Origin of the sequence: Micromonospora sp. NPDC005367, assembly GCF_040606825.1 — a bacterium.
Taxonomy (GTDB): domain Bacteria; phylum Actinomycetota; class Actinomycetes; order Mycobacteriales; family Micromonosporaceae; genus Micromonospora.
In genome coordinates this window covers 56917-74000 of sequence record NZ_JBEXFP010000004.1, presented here as the reverse complement: position 1 = coordinate 74000, position 17084 = coordinate 56917, and the positions used below count along the sequence as shown (strand labels likewise).

Here is a 17084-nt window from a genome sequence, read left to right as displayed (position 1 = left end):
GACAACACCGCCCGGCCGCCGGGGTCGAGAACACTCTCCTTGATCGGCGGTCAGCCGAGCGGCGAACCGTCAAAGGAGTAACTGAAGTCGTAGAGCTTCCTGCCGCCGCCGACTCGGCTGAGGGCGGCGGCGTGCCGGGCCTCCTGGTGGTCGGCGTACGACACGACCCGGCCGACCGCGGGTCGACCTTGTGCCCGGGGGCGGGCTCGGCGCGGCAAGGCCGGCAACTCCGCCCTCGTAGGCCACGACCGGGCCGAGTGCCATCTGCACCACCCAGGTCTCCGTCGACTGCAGGCCGGCACTCGCGGTGCTGGACCCCGGTACGATGGCGAGTCCCATGGGCACTACGCCCAGCGCACCGGCGCGGCTGTCCGCTGCTGCCAGGTACTAGCGGTTCGATCGTTCGGGCCACGTGGTCCTTCCCTGCCGGCGGTCCGCTTCCGAGCATCCAACGGCCGGAGCCGACACGTGCGGTGCGTGCAGCCTCATGACTTACTCATCGGTCGCCCCTGTCGGAGTCATGCGATGTCGGAGAACCCGCCATCTCGCGGGGTTGGGGCGAGGACCCGGAAACACCGCACGGTTATGACGCGCTGATCATCAGTTAGCCACGAGTTGACCGGAGCGCTCCCGAGTTGCCCATGCCGCCGGGTAGACCCACCTGCGCCGCATCATCCATGTTGGTCTATAGCCCACGACCGTGGGGATCGTGCGCGTCCTGTCTCTGCGGCGCGCTAGTACATGGAGGTTCCGTGCACACACGAACCAGGCATGCGAGACGCGCGTCAGCCGCAACAGCGGCTTTCGCGATTCTCGCGACGGTGATGGCGGGCGCAGGACACGCCGCGTTCGCAGCGCCAGCGACCACAGCACCGTCAGCCAACTCGGCCGACAAGCTCACCTCGGCCGTCGAGAAGACGCTGACCGCGCACGACTCCGCGGACTTCTGGGTAAAGCTGTCGGCGAAGGCCAACCTCGACGCGGCGCCGAACAACGCCGACTGGGGCAAGCGCGGCCAGTACGTCTACGACGCGCTCACCAGCACGGCCAAGACGTCGCAGGCCGACGTGATCCAGCAGCTCGAGGCGAACAACGCCGACTACGAGAGCTTCTGGATCAGCAACCGCATCCTCGTCGAGGACGGCACGCTGGAGCTCGCCAAGGAGCTCGCCGCGCAGCCCGAGGTCAGCCAGATCACCGAGATCACGAAGTTCGACCTCGTCGAACCGGTCAAGCGCGAGAAGGCGCCGGCAAACGCCCCGGCCACGGTCGAGTGGGGCCTCGACTTCATCAACGCCCCTGAGGTCTGGGCCCAGGGCTTCACGGGCGAGGGCATCGTCGTGTCGAGTGTCGACACCGGCGTCCAGTTCGACCACCCGGCACTCGCTGACGGTTACCGCGGTCGGCAGCCTGACGGGACAATCGTCAACGACTACAACGCCTTCGACTCCTCCGGGCGGTGCGGCTCCGGCAACCCGTGCGACGTGAACGGGCACGGCACGCACACCATGGGCACCATGATGGGCGACGACGGCCAGGGCAACCAGATCGGTGTCGCGCCCGACGCGCAGTGGATCGAGGCCAACGGCTGCGACACCTGCTCGGACGCCGACCTGCTCGAGTCCGGTCAGTGGATCACCGCGCCGACCCGCACGGACGGCACCGACCCCGACCCGGCGAAGCGGCCGCACGTCGTCAACAACTCGTGGGGCGCGGTCGCCGCCGGGGCCATCGACGACTGGTACCAGGACATCACCGACGCGTGGGCTGCCGCCGGCATCTTCAGCGCCTGGTCGGCGGGCAACAGCGGTCCCGGTTGCCAGACGACCTCCTCGCCGGGCGCGAACACTACGAACTACTCGACGGGCGCGGTCGACTCCTCGGGCCACATCGCGTCCTTCTCCTCGCGCGGTCCCGGTGAGGGCGGTGGGATCAAGCCGAACATCTCGGCCCCGGGCGTGGCCGTTCGCTCCTCGGTCCCCGGTGATGGGTACGCGGTCTACAACGGCACCTCGATGGCCGCCCCGCACCTCGCGGGCGCCGTCGCCGTACTGTGGAGCGCCGCACCGGCACTGATCGGCGACATTCCGGGCACCTGGGAACTGCTGAACCAGACCGCCCACAACGTCGACGACACCTCGTGCGGCGGCACCGCCGAAAACAACAACGTCTACGGCGAGGGCACGCTCGACCTGGCCGCGCTGATCGACGCCGCGCCGATCGGTGACATGGGCACCGTTGCCGGCACCGTCACCGAGACCGACGGCGACCCGATCAGCGGGGCGCGCGTGACGGTCGACGGCGAGCACGACCGTACCGTCACCACCGGCACGGACGGCACGTACTCCGCCCGCGTCGCCGTGGGCGACTACCAGGTCTCGGCCTCGGCGTTCGGCTACCTGCCGTCTGCCCCGACCGGCGCCACGGTCACCGTCGACGCGACCACCACGGTGGACATCGACCTCGAGGCCGCGCCAAGCCACACCGTGTCCGGCACCGTCACGGATGTCGCCACGGGCAACCCGTTCGTCGGCACCACGGTGAGCATCTCCGCACCGATCGACCCGGTCACCACCGACGCCAACGGCGCGTTCGCGTTCGCCGACGTGCCCGAGGGCACCTACACCGTCTCGATCGAGGGCGGCACCTGCACGAGCACGTTCTCGGAGGAGGTCGTCGTCGACGGTGACGAGACGGTCACCGCCGAGATCGCCCGTCGGTACGACGACTTCGGGTACTTCTGCACGGTCGGCAGCGACGGGGCCGCCACGGGTGACACCCGGGCGGACCTGACCGGTGACGACGCGGCGACCACGGTCCCGCTGCCGTTCTCGTTCCCGTACTACGAGGGCGACTACACGACGGCGTACGTGACCACCAACGGCCACGTGAACTTCGCCGGGCTCACGACCACATACAGCAACACTGTGATCCCGAACAGTGCCGCACCTAACGCCGCAATCTACCCGCTGTGGGACGACCTGTACTTCGACGACTCGTCGGGTCTCTACACCGCGACCACTCAGGTCGACGGCGTGGACGCGTTCGTCCTCGAGTTCCGGAACGTCACGTTCTACGCCAACCGTGCCGACCGGACGAACTTCTCCGTGACCCTCCTGGAGAACGGTGAGATCGAGCTCGGCTACGGGGCTAACTCGGGCGGAGCGGCGGCCGGCAGCTCGGCCACGGTGGGTATCGAGAACGAGAACGGCACCATCGCCCATCAGTTCTCCTACAACACCGCGACGATCAACGCCGGAATGTCGATCCACTACGACTCCGCGCCACGAGGCACGGTGGCCGGCACGGTGACCGACCGGAACACGGGTACGCCGATCTCCGGCGCGACCGTGGCGGTCTCCTCCGAGGCCCAGAGCAAGACCGTGACCACTGGAGCGGACGGCACGTACTCGACGTCGGTCCTCACCGGTGGCTACTCGGTCAAGATCACGGCGCCGAAGTATGAGGCTGCCACCGGCTCGGTCATGGTTACCGAGGACAGCACCGTGAGGTTCGACGCCGCGCTGGCCGCGGGCATGGTGACCATCGCCTCGGACGGCGACACGCACGCCGAGCTGCCGATGGGCGGTTCGCACACCGAGGAGCTCACGATCACCAACGAGGGCACCGCCCCGGCGTCGGTCGAGCTGGAAGCCCGCAGCGGCGAGTTCGCGCCACTCGCCACGGGTGCTCTCACGGCGGTGAAGGGTAAGGCGACCGTCCCGGCGTCGGTGGCCCCGAAGGGGAAGCTGTCGGCGGCCGGCTCGTCGATGTCACGTTCGAACGTCAAGGGCGAGACGGTGACGCCTCAGGCGGCGCCGATCCCGGCCGACGAGATCACCATCACGCACTCCGCGTCGCAGGCGATCATCACCGGCAACTCGGCGTCGTGCAACAACGGCCTCACCACCCGGAACAACTCGTACCTGCGGACATTCACGCTGGCCGACTTCGGGCTCAACGGCCTGGACGTGTCGAGCGTGTCGTTCGGGGTGGAGGTGAACCAGGGGAGCCAGCCGCTCACGGTCAACCTCTACGCGCTCGAGGGCGAGCTGCGGTACGCCAACATGACGCTCATCGGCTCGGCCGACGCCACGGTCCCGGCCGGTAACGGCACGCTAGTGACGGTCCCGGTCGAGGGCGCGGTTCCGTCCGGTGGCACTCTGGTGGTCGAGGTGGCCGTCCCTGCGGATGGCTACTTCTTCATCGGCTCGAACAACGCCGGCCAGACGGCTCCGTCGTACATCGCCTCGGTGGACTGCGGCATTTCCGAACCGGCCGAAACGTCGTCGATCGGCTTCCCGGACATGCACATCGTGATGAACGTGACGGGTAGCACCGGCGGCGCTCCGGCGGACTGGGTGTCCTTCGACAACCCGTCCGTCACGCTCGAGCCGGGCGAGTCGGTCACGGTGGAGGCAACCATGTCGGCCGACGTCGACCAGCCGGGCGCGTACTCCGCCGCAATCGGTGCCAGCACCAACACGCCGTACAACGTGGGTGAGGTGCCGGTGTCGATGAACGTCACCGCCCCGAAGTCGTGGGGCAAGATCACCGGCACCGTCACCGAGGCCGGCGGCCAGCCGCTCGGTGGGGTCATCGTCCAGGTGAACGGCGGCAAGGGGTACCGCACGACGCTGGTCACCGAGGAGGACGGCACGTACGAGTACTGGATCGACTCGAAGGTGAGCCCGCTCACGCTGATCGTCGCGGCCGAGGGCTACGTGCCTGAAACGGCGAAGGTCACGCTCAAGGCTGGGCAGACGGTCACGGCGGATTTCTCGCTCGACCCGCTCCAGTAGCGCGTACGCGGGGCGCGCCGTAGCACGCGTCCCTACGGCGGCGGCGGCCCGGTCACCATCCAGGTGGCCGGGTCGCCGTCGGGCGTCGAACGGACCTGAGCGGCCTGCTCCCCGGCATCAGGACCCCCGACTCGGTGGCCCCGGTCGACGTGACGATGACCGTGACGCCGCCCGGGCTTGCCTTCGTCGTCGAGGACGGTTGCCGAACAGCGGTTGGCATCGTCGACCTAGGTGTACGAGGCCATGACGTTGGTGACACGTTGGTTGAACGCGGCTGCAGGTGGCTGACCGCCAGCGGCGCTGTGGGGGCGGTGGTAGTTGTAGTGCACGTTCCACACGGCAGTCGCGTGCGCGCGCTTGGCCTCCGAGGCCCAGGTGCGGGCATAGAGGAACTCTTCAGCGAGGATCCGGTTGTGCCTCTCGACCTTCCCGTTGCGCTTGGGCGTGTACGGCTTGGTGCGCTTGTGCTTCGCGCCGAGCAGGGCTCGGGCGAAGGCGTCCGCGCGGTAGCAGCCACCGTTGTCAGTGACGATCTTCTCGATGTGCGTGATGTTGTGCGCGGCGAACCAGACCCCGGGATCGAATCCTCGCGGCGGCGCGGGTACATGACGATGGCACACCGGTGCAGTGGACGATCAGCATCGACTCGTCGATCGTGCGGGGCACATCAGCATGCCGCCGGCGCCCGCAAAAAGGGGGCTCCCCGACAAGTCCGGCGACGCCTGGTGCGCAAGATGGCGAGGCCATCGGCCGGTCCCGAGGGGAGCTGAGCACAAAGATCCACCTCGCCGTTGACGGACGCGGCCGGCCGCTGTCGATCCTGCTCACCCCCGGCCAGGCCGGCGACAATCCGCAACTCCTGGCGTTGCTGGACGCGATCCGGGTCAACCAGCCGGGACCAGGCCGGCCCCGCAAGCGTCCCGACGTGCTGATCGTCGACATGGGATACGCCCACGACTCCACCCGCCGAGCCCTGCGCCAACGCGCATCCCGCACGTCATCCCCGAACGGTCCGACCAAGTCGTCCGCCGGGCCGCCAAGGGCAGCCACGGCGGGCGACCACCAGCCTTCGACAAGGCGACCTACCGCAAGCGCAACGTCGTGCAACGGTGCTTCAACCGGCTCAAACACTGGTGCGACCTGGCCACCCGCTACGCCAAACGCGAATCCCTATACCGATCCAGCCCCGTCCTCATCGCGGCCCTCATCCGGCTTCCATGATCGGCAGGGCAGGCCCTAGCCGAGAACCGCTTTCTCAGACCGATCGGGCGGCGGGAACCAACCAGGCCACGTACGGCGACTGGCCCCTCTACTACTACGTCGGTGACCTCGGCCCTGGCGATGTCGACGGACAGGGCGTCGATGGCGTGTGGTTCGTCGTCGGCGCCGATGGGAAGATCATCAGAACGATGCCGTAGCTTGTGCGTCCTCGGGTTCGGCGCGGCGGGACCGGTTGTCGCTGTCCGTGGGCGACTGCTCCTTGGGTGGTTGGCGACGACGCGGCATGGTGATGCGTCGCGGACGCCCCGATCAGCGGGTCCTCGTGGGTCCCGGGGCTGTCCAGGGCAGCCTGTCGGCGGGCGCCCATTAAGGTCCACGGCAACCGGCCCCTGCACACCCGGAGTGCCGATGAGCCGCCACGCTCAATTTTCCGGGATGGTGTCGTATCGAGGCCCAGCCATTCGTGGAACCAGTGTGCGGCGGCCGGCTGGGCCGCCGGGCACGAGGAGTCCGGAAGGCCCTCGTCCGGGGACTGAGAGGAGACGACCATGACGGAGTACCTGATCGCCTTCAACGACGAGTGGGTGCCCGCCCACACGGCGGAGGAGCTACGCGAGAAGCGCAGGGCCAGCCGGGCCGTGATGGCGGAGATGCAGACCGAGGGCGTCCTGATCTTCAGCAACGGTGCGCTCGACCGGTCCACCGCGGTGTGCAGTGTCGAGGCGGTAGACGGCAAGCCCGTCTTCACCGACGGCCCGTACGTCGAGACCAAGGAGCACCTCGGCGGCTTCGCTGTCGTGGACGTGCCCGACGACGAGGCCGCGCGGTACTGGGCCGGTCGGCTCGCGACCGCGCTCGACTGGCCGCAGGAGGTGCACCGGTTCCGAGGCCCCGGAGAGGCCCGGCGTAACGGTCCTGGGGAGAGGTGAGCAGGTGCCCAGATACCTGCTGTCCGTCTACGGGCCGGCCGACCGCACCGAGGTCGACGCCTCCTCCTCGGAGGAGGCCACGCTGAGGTCGTTCACCGACACCCACGCCTTCACCGAGAGGCTCCAGAGGGACAGCCACTTCGTCTTCGCCGGCGGCTTGGAACCCCCGGCGACGGCCACCACCGCCGACGGGCAGGGCGAGAAGCCGGCCTTCACCGACGGGCCCTACCTGGAGACGAACGAGCACCTAGACAGCTTCTGGGTCATCGAGGCGGCCGATCTCGACGTGGCGATGGCGCTCGCCGCCGCGGGGTCGAAAGCGTGCCGCGGCACGGTCGAGGTGCGTCCCTTCCGATCCGGAGAACCCGTCCGGACGCCGCCGACGCCGTGACCGGTCCCAGCGTCGAGCAGGAGATCACCCGTGTCCACCACGAGGAGTGGGCACGGGTGGTCGCTAACCTCACGCGTCGTTTCGGCGACCTCGACGTCGCCGAGGAGGCGACGGCCGAAGCGTTCCTGGCGGCTGCGGAGCGGTGGCCGGCTGATGGCGTGCCGCCCAATCCCGGCGGTTGGCTCGCCACCACCGCGACCCGCAAGGCGATCGACCGGCTCCGTCGCGAGTCACAGCGCGACGCCAAACACCAGGAGGCCCGGCTCGTGTACGACGACAGCCCTCCTGAGCCGACCGGCCCGGTCGAGGACGACCGGCTCAGGCTGATCTTCACCTGCTGCCACCCGGCGCTCGCGGTGGAGGCACGGGTGGCGCTCACCCTCCGCCTGCTCGGCGGCCTCACCGTCACCGAGATCGCCCGCGCCTTTCTCGTGCAGGAGACCACTATGGCGCGGCGGATCACCCGCGCCAAGGCAAAGATCAAAGCGGCACACATTCCGTACCGGGTGCCGTCAGCTGACGACATCCGTGAGCGGCTCGCCGGCGTGCTCGCGGTCGTCTACCTCGTCTTCAACGAGGGCTATCTCGCCGGCGAGGGGGACGACCCGGTGCGCGTCGACCTCACCGACGAGGCGATCCGCCTCGGCCGTCTGCTCCGAACCCTCCTCCCGGGCCACGGCGAGGTAGTCGGCCTGCTTGCCCTGATGCTTCTCACCGACGCCCGGCGGCCGGCGCGGGTGTCCCGCACCGGGGAGCTGGTGACTCTCGACGAGCAGGATCGCGGCGCATGGGACCGCACCCTCATCGCCGAGGGCAAGGCCCTGGTCCGCGAGCGGATCGAGGCGGTAGCGGCCGGCGGTGACCCGCCCGGGCGCTATCAGCTGCAGGCCGCGATCAACCTGGTCCACACGGACGCCCCGTCCGCCCGGGACACCGACTGGTCCACCATCGCCGCTCTCTACGGACGCCTGGTGCTGCTCGATCCCTCGCCGATCGTGCGGCTCAACCGGGCGGTCGCGGTCGCCGAGGTCGACGGGCCCGGGGTCGGGCTCGCCGAGATCGACCGGCTGGCCGAGGTCCTTGACGGCTACCACGCGTTCCACGCCGCGCGCGCCGACCTGTTGCGGCGGCTCGGGCGCGGCGGCGAGTCGCGGGCGGCGTACGACCGGGCCATCGGCCTCGCCGGCAATCCCGCGGAGCGGGCCTACCTCACCCGCCGCCGCGACCAGCTCGCGGGCTGACCGGCACGCGCCGAGCTACACCGCGGCCAGGATTCGCGCCAGCTCTACCGGCCGCGTCACCATCGGCCAATGTCCGGAATCGATGTCGACCAGGTCGACGTGCTTGGCCCGGGCCAGCTCGGGCACGTCGCCCGCAGCGATCCACTCCCGTGCCTGGTCCGGAGTGAACTCGGGGCAGACGATCACGACAGGTATGTCGAACCGCCGCTCATCCGTCAGTCGTACGACGCCCCTGGCCACGCCGGCCGGGACCGGGATCGTGGCCGCCTCGAACGCCTGCCGCGCCTGCTCGTCCAGGTCGGCGGCGTCGGCGCCTTCGAACGGGTCCCAGCCCGGGAACGGCATGACGCCGTCGGTGATCTCGAAGAAGTCCGCGTACGGCTGCCCGTCGTTCGACGGGAACCCGCCGATCAGCACCACCTTCGCGATTCGGCCGGGCCGCGCGTCGGCTGCCATCCAGGCCAGGGTGCAGGCGGCGGAGTGTCCCACCACCACCGAACTGCCACGTCCCGCGTCCACGGCGGCGAGCACCGCCGTCATCTGGTCGGACAGCGTCGCCCACCGATTCCCGTCGCCCTGACCGGGCAGGGTCACCGGCACCGGGTGGCGGCCGCTGTTCTCCAGCTCCGACGCGACACCGGCCCACGCTGATCCGTCGAGCCACAGGCCGCCGAGCAGCACGATCTGTTCTGCGTTCATCGCACCAACCTAGAGGCGGTTCCGGACGATTTCCTTCCGGTACTCTCGCCGTCGTGCCAACCGGTCCGAGTCCCACCGCCCGAGCCTTGCACACGCTCGAGATCCTGCACGACCGTCCCGGCACGACTGCCGACCAACTCGCCTCGCTCCTGGGCGTGACGGAACGGGCCGCGCGGCGCTACGTCGGCATCCTTCGCGAGGCCGGCATCCCGGTCGAGTCGACCCGCGGGCCGTACGGGGGCTACCGGCTGGGCCGCGGCACCCGACTGCCGCCGGTCGTCTTCACTCAGGAACAGGCCCTCGGTCTGGTCATGGCCGTGCTCGACGGGCAGCCGAACGCCGTCGACGCCGAAGACCCGGTCGGCTCGGCGCTCAGCAGGGTCATCCGGGCACTGCCGGAAGGCATTGGACGGCAGGCGGCGGCGCTACGGGCGTACGCCGCGGCCACCCCCGACCGGCATTCGGCCCGCGCGGATCCCACCATCACAAGTGCCCTTGTCGCCGCCGTCGCCGACCGGCGACGCGTCGTGGTCGGCTACCGGGGCGGGAGCGGCGAGCAGCGGGACGCCGAGGTCGATCCGTGGGCCGTCGTGGTGCGGTACGGACGCTGGTACCTGCTGTGCCATTCGCGCCGCGCGGACGCGATCCGCACGTACCGGGTCGACCGGATCCGGGCCGTACGGCAAACCCCGCACGCCTTCACACCACCCGACGACCTGGATCCGGTGGCCGCGCTCGAGGAAAATCTGGGCGCGGGATGGACGTACCCCACCCGGGTGGTGTTCCACGCGCCGTGCGAGGAGGTGGCACCCTGGATCCGGCCGCCGATGGGCCGCCTCCAGCCGGACGGCGTGGAATGCGTACTGGTCGGCAGCACCGGAAACCCCGCGATGTACGCGCAGGAGTGGCTGGCCCCGGTCCCGTTCGACTTCTCCGTGGAGGAAGGTCCTGAACTACGTGCCGCCGTGGCGGCGGTCGCGGCCCGTTTCGGCGCGGCAGTCTCGCGTCCGGCCCGGGACGGCGGCGGGGAGGAACGGCTCATCGGGCACGGAGATTGACCGGAACCGGACTCGAGGTCTTCATCTTCCGTACTGCCGATCGGCTCTCGGCTCTCGGCCGTCCCCTGGCCGGCTCGCGGCGGCGCTCAAGCCTGGAACGAGCGGAACATCAGCGTGAGGTAGCGGTGGGAAGCAACAGCCGCGTTCGGGCCCGCCGCCGCGATGACACCGTGATGGGCGGCAATCAGCAGCCGGAAGTCGACGACGGTGAGGTCGGCGCGGATGGGGCCCGCCGGCTGCGCCCTCGCCAGCAGCACGCCGATGACGCGTTCGGCTTCCCGTCGCTCGTGGGTGAGGCCCCGGCGGGAGACCGTCGCGGCGACGTACGCCCTGGTGAAACCCCTGTCCCGCAGGTGGTATGAGCAGAGCGTGCGGGTCAGGATCCGCAGGGCCCGCGCCGGATCCGGGTCGTGCAGGGCCACTTCCTGCTCGGCCGCGCACTCGGCCCACTGGTCGGCGTACGCGGCGGCGATCAGCTGGTCTCGCGTGGGGAGGCGCCGGGCGGAGAGTGACGTCCGATCGCGAACTCCGCCGCTCTCCTCCGCCCGACGCGAGGCAACGCAACTAGCCGCGGCGGCGGCGAGCGGTCGGCCGACCGGGACTGACCGTGCGCGTGCCCCGGAGGTGATGGCAATGCGAGTTAAGCTCTTCGATTAAGCGTGTTGACGGATGGCGGCGGCGCCGGTTCGCGCGGCTTCCGGTTGTGCGGGAAGGGAGCGGACCTGGCAACGGAGGAGCGGTTCACGACGAGTACCGGCGGCGGCCGGTTGTCTGTCGAGATCACTGGCAAGCCCGACGGAGTTCCGATCTTCCTTCTGCACGGCACGCCAGGCAGCCGCAGCGGGCCGAAGCCCCGAAGCAGCGTCCTGTACCGGTACGGTGTCCGCCTCATCAGCTATGACCGGCCCGGGTACGGCGGGTCGACGCCTCACCCGGGTCGGACGGTGGCCGACGCCGCTCAGGACATCGCCGCGATCGCGCGGCATTTCGGCATCTCACGCTTCGCGGTGGTGGGTCGCTCCGGCGGCGGCCCGCACGCGTTGGCGTGCGCGGCGTTGCTCTCCGAGTCGGTCGCCCGCACGGCCGTGCTCGTGGGTTTCGCCAACCCCGAGGTGGCCGGTCCGGACTGGTTCACCGGCATGACTGAGAGCAACCGGCGTGACTTCACGGCCGCGTCGTTCGACCGGCTGCGGCTGGTGGAGCGGCTGCGACAGCAGGCGGAGCGGACACGGCGCGACCCGGAGAGCCTGCTGACCCAGCTGGAAGCCGACATGACCTGGCCGGACCGGCACGTGGTACAGGATCTGGCGATCCGGCGCCTGCTGGCCCAGGCCTACCGGGAGGCGCTGCGCGGTGGCCCGCAGGGGTGGATCGACGATGTGCTGGCGCTGCGGCGGGACTGGGGCTTCAGCCTCTCGGCGATCAGCGGGCCGGTGCGGCTGTGGCACGGCGAGCAGGACAACTTCGCGCCGGTCAGCCACACCATGTGGCTGGCCCGGCAGATCCGGACCGCGGAGGTCCACGTACAGCCTGGTGCCGCCCACTTCGGCGCAGTGAAGATCCTCCCCGAGATGTTGGAGTGGTTGTCCAACTGGTGAGGCGGTGGTACTTCGGGTCGACTCAGAACGGGTGCGGGTCGATGACCCGGCGCAGCAGCCGGCCCCGTTTCAGCTCCAGCACCGAGGGGTGGTTGGCGCCGATCCGGGCCGCCACGGCGCTGATCGCCTCCTCCGCCTGGCTCTGGTACTCGTTGCCGTGCGTCCGTCGCAGGATGAGGGCCCGGTTCGCCTCGCAGCGCAGGGTATGCGGATGGTCGCGGCCCAGCAGATCGTTGAGCAGATCCGCCGCGCCGGCCATCAACTCGAGCGCCTCGGTGTGCCGGTGCAGGTCGGCTTCGATGACGGCGACGTTGATCTGCGCGGCGACCGTGTAGGGATGCTGGGCGGTCAGCACGTCGAGCAGGCCGTCCAGGGACTGCCGGGCCAGCGTCCGAGCCTCGGCGAGGTCCCCGCTGGCGCGGATCGCGGCGGCGTGGTTGTTCAGGCAGACCAGGCCGTGCGGGTGCCGGGCACCGAGCTGCTGCTCGTACGCGTGCCGCACCGTGCTGGTCTCCGCCTCCGCCCGCTCCCAGTCCCCCAACTCCAGAAGGGTCACCGAACGGCTGAGCCGGCAGGTCAGGGTCTCCGGATGGTCCGGTCCGACGATCGCGACCAACTCCTGATAAGCCACTTCGAGGAGATCGCTGGCCTCCCGGATACGGCCGGCGCTGCGCAACGAGACGGCCAGGTTGGCGTCGGCCTCGTACACGAAGCGGCTGGTCTCCCCCATCACGGCCGCGTACACATCACGCACGTGGGTCAGCAGCTCGACGGACTTCTCGTAGTGTCCCGCGTCGCGAAGGTCGCGGCCCAGGGAGGTGGCTGATTGCAGGGTGGAGAGGTCCTGCTCGCCCAGCAGGCGCCGCCGCTCTTCGTAGACCTCCTGGTCCAGGCGCATCGCATCGGCCATCTTTCCCATGAGGCGGTAGGAGACGGCGAGGTTGCTCAGGGCGTTGAGGGTACGTTTGTTGTCCTCGCCGTACTCGGCGCGCCAGATCTCGTAGGTCTCGGTGTCCAGCGTCAGGGCCTCGGCGTAGCGGCCCAGGCCTCGAAGGTCGCCGCCGAGGCCGGCCGCAGTGATCAGCGTGTCGCCGTGGTCGCGTCCCAGGAGCGTGACCTGCTGCGCGTGGATCGCCTGGTTCAGGTCGTAGGACTGTTGGAACGCGCCCTTGTCTCGCAGCATGTTGGCCTTGTTGAACCGTAGGCGCAGGAGTTTCACGAGCAGGTCCTGCCGCTGCGCCTCGTCGTACTCCCCGAGCAGTCGGGTCCAGACGTCCTCGATCCGCCCGGCGACCTCCAGCCCACCGTCGGGGTTGCCGCGGAGGAAGAAGTAGCGGACCTGGTCGACGAGCAGGTCCCGGACGGACTCGTTGGGGCACATCGCCCCGCCGGAGATCTCGACGTGCGGCCAGAGCGTGCGGTACTTGCGCCACTCCTCCTGCAGATCCACCTCGCCGAGAGTGCGGGCCAGCGCGGCCAGCAGCAGGTGCACCTGGTGGCGGGTCTCGACGATCTCCTCGTCGGACATTCGGGACCTGACCACGGTGTGCAGCAGCCGGTGGATCACAATGCGCGCGGCGTCCCGGTCGGCGTTCTGGCCGTCGTACTCGCTGTGCTGGTCGAGGCGTAGCAGGGCGAGGCGTTTGATCTGCTCCACCAGCCTGTTGATCATCAGTCTGCTGGTGACGATCGGGTCGATCGCGCGCAGGTACTCGGCCATCGCGCTGCTGTAGATGATGTCGAGTGACACCTCCGGCGCCATCACCGAGCACAGTTGCAGCAGGCGGTACGCCGCCGGCCGGCGGGCTTTCAGCTGGTCGAGCGACAGCCGCCACGCCGCCTCGACCCGGCCGATGTCGCTTTCGGAACCCAGCGCGTCGAGGTTGCCCGCCTCGATCGCCTGCAGGTACTCCGACACCGGTGAGCGGGTCTCCACGAGCCACGCGGCGGCCGCCGCGACGGCGATGGGCAGGTCGCCCAGCACCTCGGCGATCCGGTTCGCGTCGCGCTCGTTGAGGGTGGGCAGCAGCCGGCTGAGGTGGTTGACGCTCTCCGTGCGGTCGAAGACGTCCACCGCGATCACCTGCGCCTGCTCGCCCCAGTTGGTGCCCTGGGAGGTGATGACGATGTGGCCCGGGCCGCTGGGCAGCAGCCGTTCGATGCGTGCCGCCTGCTCGGCGTTGTCGAAGACGAGCAGCCATCGCAGGCCGGCGTCGCCGCGCGACAGGGCGTGCTTCACCGCCTGCGCGCCCTCGGGGACGCTGCTGGACAGGCTGAGCCCCAGCCGCCGGCCGAGGTCGTAGAGGGCGCTGTCGACGTCCTCCGTGGAGTCCGCGTCGATCCACCACACGACGTCGTAGGCGCCACGGAACCGGTGCGCGTACTCGGTGACCAGTTGAGTCTTGCCGATGCCACCCATGCCTTGCAGGACCACCGGAACGGCGGCTTCGCTCTGTGCCCGTAGTTTGCCCCGCAGCAGGTCGAGCAGCGCCTGACGGCCGGTGAAGAGCAGGTTGCGCGGCGGGGTCTGGAATACGGTCTGTGGAGTTCCCGGGAACCGGGGAGCGCCGACGAGGAACTCGGCCTTCGGCGGCGGGAAGCCCACCAGGCGGAGGAGCTGTTCCGCGGCGGCGAGTTCCTCCAACCGGCTCAGCCGGGTGGAGTTGCCGCTGGTCGCCGGCGACGCGGCGGCTTGCGTCGCGCCGACGTACACCGTCAGCGGGCGACGGGTGTCCCGTGGTGACGCGCTGGGCCGGCCCACGTCGACGGTGTCGGCGGAGGTGTTGACGACCAGTGGACGAGCGACGACCGCCAGTCCCGTCGGTTTGCCGCCCGGGCCGGGATCGTGTACCTGGATGCCGGCCTCGCCCAGGATCCAGCAGATCCACTCGGCCCAGACAGTGCCGGCCACCTCGTACCTGAGCGTCACCTCCGTCTCGCGCACCGCTGCCATCCGCACGAACTGCGTCTTGAGGCGCATGCGGTCCGCCTCGTCCATGCTGGGCAGCCGGGTGACGCGGCCCTCGGTGATGACCTCGGTGAGTTTCTCGAAGGCGCCCAGCAGGTTGCCCGGAGCCCCTGAGCTGTCCTCGATGGTGGCCAGGGTCTCTTCGTACGCGTAGTAGGCCAGGTACGGCACCTGGACCTCGGCCCAGTACCGTTCCCGGGCCTCGTCGCTGAGGTGGGCTGGTAGCCCGTCGAACCGCTGGCGGGCCACCAGCCGGCCGGTGTCGGCCTTGAGTTTTTCCGCAGGGTCGATGCGCATGGCCACGGGGAGCACCCGGATGCGCCGCGGCAGGGTTTTGCGGCTGATCGATTGAGCGACCTCGGCGGCGCCGTCGATGCCCTGCTCGCTGAGGGTGAAGGAGGCGATGAGGGTGTCGGGCAGGTGGACGGTGCAGATGTCCGCGACGTCGCTGAGGCCGGTGCGGCTGTCGATGAGGGTGAAGTCGTAGGTGCGTTTCATATCGGCACGCAGCGCGTCGAAGAACGCACCGCCGGCCAGCACCTCGTAGAAGTGGTCCCAGTCGAGGCCGGAGATCGACCGGCTGTAGCTGTGGTTGTGCCGGCCCGTCCCGAGGAAGTCTAGTGTCCCGCCGGCGGGCCATCGCCAGTTGATGGAGAAGGCGTGGCGCCGCACGTTCGCGAAGGCGGCGTGCGGCAGTTCGCCCGGCGCGGCGGGGTCGCGGGTGGCCGCCTCCGTCGCCGCGCCTTCGTAGGCCACGAGCATGTCGATCACACCGCCGGCGCCGCGCAGCATGCCGTCGTGGATGAACGGGCGGTAGAAGCGGTGCAGGCCGGGCGATTCGAGGTCCCAGTCCACGACGAGGACGCGGTAGCCGTTCGCGGCGAGGATCCACGCGGTGTTCGCGAGCGCCATCGTCCGTCCGGTGCCACCCTTGAAGGAGTAGAAGGTAACGATCTGACCGTCCCGGACGTCCGTCATGTCTGCTACTCCTCCGGTTGGCTGTTCGAGCGCGGGCGCGGCGGATACCGCCGCTCCACCAGATGCTCTTCGTCGAAGTTCCGGGTGGCCCGGTCGATCGCGGCGGTGATGACCGCGGCCGGTGCGTCGAGCTCGGTCATGATGCGTGGTCGGGAAACCCACCGGGGGCCGGCTGTGGGTGCCCGCCGCCCGTCCCACAGGTCCGCCTCGGGTGGGCGCACGCCGTCGAGGCTGTCCGGCACGAGCAGCGGCTGCACCCAGGTGGGCAGGGTCCGGAGGAACTGCTGGAGCTTCGCCCGTCCGCTGTTCGTTTCCAGCGCCGCCGCGTCGATGAGCAGTACCGTCGGACGTTTTCCGAGACGGTCGTCGCCGGGGGTGACATCGAGCGTCTGGACGTCGAACCGGGCTCCGTTCACGTACTCGGCGACGCGTGCCACGGCCTGCCGCAGCAGCCCTTCGACGGCGGGGTCCGCTGCGGGTCGTTGCCGGTTCGCCGTTCGGTCATCGTCGCTGTCGCCGGGGACGCCGAGCGTGGCGATCACGAAGGCCGGCTTCGCCTTGCGGGGCGGTGTGCCGGGCCAGTGGGCACTCGCCGGAGCCTGCCTGCCCTCCGCCACGTCGATGATCCACTCGCTGAGGAACGCCAGGACCCGGTCGTAGGCATCGCGGTCCGCGTGGCGGCGGCTCAGGGCGACCAGCCCGGTCTCGGCGTACTGCGGCACCTGCGGCAGCGGAGTCAGGGCGGTGTCCAGGGTCGCCCAGGACGCGGCAGCCGGCGGCACCTCCCACAGCACCGGCAGCAGGCGTTGCTGTGGTGGGCGGCCGTGCAGTGTGGACGGTTGGCGGTAGAAGGCGGCCCGTTCGGCGGCGGCTTGCTCGTCAGCGTCGTAACATGCCGACCGCAGCGCCACGAACACGGCGGTGGAGGCGAGTGCGCGGCTGACACGGTCGGGTTCGATCGGCGGGTCCACGCACGGGCGGAACAGCCCGACCGACCAGTCGACCTTCTGCCTCGACCGGCTGCTGACCGCGTGGGACAGGTCGCGGAACACCACCCGCACGTAGTAGTCGGCCTCGATGTGCGGGTCCACGGGCTGCGGATGCGCGTGGCTGAGGAAGAAGTAGAACGTCTCCTGCCCGCCGGTCGGTGAGGGCTGCTCCGGCCTCATTGCGGCCTGCCCCCGATGAAGCCCGACGAG

Annotated in this window: 11 protein-coding genes and 2 pseudogenes; 8 read left to right on the top strand and 5 right to left on the bottom strand. The window is 69.9% G+C overall.

Going from position 1 to position 17084, the window contains the following annotated elements; all coding sequences use genetic code 11:
• Nucleotides 1-824: 824 nt before the first annotated feature.
• Entirely contained in the window at nt 825-4802 is a 3978-nt protein-coding gene (locus tag ABZS42_RS04265) for a carboxypeptidase regulatory-like domain-containing protein (RefSeq protein WP_355142441.1), read from the top strand.
• Nucleotides 4803-5029: 227 nt separating this feature from the next.
• On the opposite strand, the pseudogene ABZS42_RS04260 reads toward ABZS42_RS04265, so the two are convergent.
• Nucleotides 5030-5374: pseudogene (locus ABZS42_RS04260) on the bottom strand (integrase core domain-containing protein); the annotation flags it as partial.
• Between the two features lie 5 nt (nt 5375-5379).
• On the opposite strand from ABZS42_RS04260, the pseudogene ABZS42_RS04255 reads away from it, so the two are divergent.
• The 5 genes and pseudogenes from ABZS42_RS04255 to ABZS42_RS04235 all read left to right on the top strand — a co-directional run.
• A pseudogene (locus ABZS42_RS04255) lies at nt 5380-6023 on the top strand (IS5 family transposase); the annotation flags it as partial.
• On the top strand, nt 6020-6220 hold the full coding sequence (locus ABZS42_RS04250) for a hypothetical protein (protein ID WP_355142439.1): 201 nt from the start codon (nt 6020-6022) through the stop codon (nt 6218-6220). The pseudogene ABZS42_RS04255 and the gene ABZS42_RS04250, both read left to right, overlap by 4 nt.
• A 351-nt stretch (nt 6221-6571) precedes the next feature.
• On the top strand, nt 6572-6952 hold the full coding sequence (locus tag ABZS42_RS04245; protein ID WP_355142437.1) for a YciI family protein: 381 nt from the start codon (nt 6572-6574) through the stop codon (nt 6950-6952).
• A 4-nt stretch (nt 6953-6956) separates the two neighbouring features.
• Complete coding sequence (locus ABZS42_RS04240) at nt 6957-7343, top strand: YciI family protein (protein WP_355142435.1); 387 nt, start codon at nt 6957-6959, stop codon at nt 7341-7343.
• Nucleotides 7340-8584 (top strand): sigma-70 family RNA polymerase sigma factor, encoded by a 1245-nt coding sequence (locus ABZS42_RS04235; RefSeq protein WP_355142433.1) that lies wholly within the window; start codon nt 7340-7342, stop codon nt 8582-8584. The genes ABZS42_RS04240 and ABZS42_RS04235 overlap by 4 nt, the downstream gene beginning before the upstream one ends.
• 15 nt (nt 8585-8599) lie before the next feature.
• On the opposite strand, the gene ABZS42_RS04230 is transcribed toward ABZS42_RS04235, so the two are convergent.
• Nucleotides 8600-9283 carry an alpha/beta hydrolase gene (locus ABZS42_RS04230; RefSeq protein ID WP_355142431.1) on the bottom strand — a complete coding sequence of 228 codons (684 nt, stop codon included), beginning with the start codon at nt 9281-9283 and terminating at the stop codon, nt 8600-8602.
• Between the two features lie 53 nt (nt 9284-9336).
• Here ABZS42_RS04230 and ABZS42_RS04225 point away from each other — a divergent pair, with 53 nt between their 5' ends.
• A complete protein-coding gene (locus ABZS42_RS04225; RefSeq protein WP_355142429.1) occupies nt 9337-10341 on the top strand; it encodes a WYL domain-containing protein in 1005 nt (334 codons plus the stop codon).
• 86 nt (nt 10342-10427) lie between these two features.
• Here ABZS42_RS04225 and ABZS42_RS04220 read toward each other — a convergent pair whose 3' ends face one another.
• Nucleotides 10428-10763, bottom strand: a complete 336-nt coding sequence (locus ABZS42_RS04220; RefSeq protein WP_355142427.1) for a hypothetical protein — start codon at nt 10761-10763, stop codon at nt 10428-10430.
• 237 nt (nt 10764-11000) lie between these two features.
• On the opposite strand from ABZS42_RS04220, the gene ABZS42_RS04215 reads away from it, so the two are divergent.
• Nucleotides 11001-11939, top strand: coding sequence for an alpha/beta hydrolase (locus ABZS42_RS04215; RefSeq protein WP_355142425.1), 939 nt, complete (start codon nt 11001-11003; stop codon nt 11937-11939).
• Between the two features lie 22 nt (nt 11940-11961).
• On the opposite strand, the gene fxsT is transcribed toward ABZS42_RS04215, so the two are convergent.
• Both fxsT and ABZS42_RS04205 read right to left on the bottom strand, forming a co-directional pair.
• Nucleotides 11962-15885 (bottom strand): FxSxx-COOH system tetratricopeptide repeat protein, encoded by a 3924-nt coding sequence (gene fxsT / locus ABZS42_RS04210; protein ID WP_355142423.1) that lies wholly within the window; start codon nt 15883-15885, stop codon nt 11962-11964.
• A gap of 5 nt (nt 15886-15890) precedes the next feature.
• Nucleotides 15891-17054, bottom strand: a complete 1164-nt coding sequence (locus tag ABZS42_RS04205) for a hypothetical protein (RefSeq protein ID WP_355142421.1) — start codon at nt 17052-17054, stop codon at nt 15891-15893.
• Nucleotides 17055-17084 lie beyond the last annotated feature (30 nt).

What these genes read in the sequence shown, in the direction of transcription:
- ABZS42_RS04265 (WP_355142441.1), top strand. Translation starts at nt 825, where the DNA reads ATGGCGGGCGCAGGACACGCCGCGTTCGCAGCGCCAGCGACCACAGCA.
- ABZS42_RS04250 (WP_355142439.1), top strand. Translation starts at nt 6,020, where the DNA reads ATGATCGGCAGGGCAGGCCCTAGCCGAGAACCGCTTTCTCAGACCGAT.
- ABZS42_RS04245 (WP_355142437.1), top strand. Translation starts at nt 6,572, where the DNA reads ATGACGGAGTACCTGATCGCCTTCAACGACGAGTGGGTGCCCGCCCAC.
- ABZS42_RS04230 (WP_355142431.1), bottom strand. Translation starts at nt 9,283, where the DNA reads ATGAACGCAGAACAGATCGTGCTGCTCGGCGGCCTGTGGCTCGACGGA.
- fxsT (WP_355142423.1), bottom strand. Translation starts at nt 15,885, where the DNA reads ATGACGGACGTCCGGGACGGTCAGATCGTTACCTTCTACTCCTTCAAG.
- ABZS42_RS04205 (WP_355142421.1), bottom strand. Translation starts at nt 17,054, where the DNA reads ATGAGGCCGGAGCAGCCCTCACCGACCGGCGGGCAGGAGACGTTCTAC.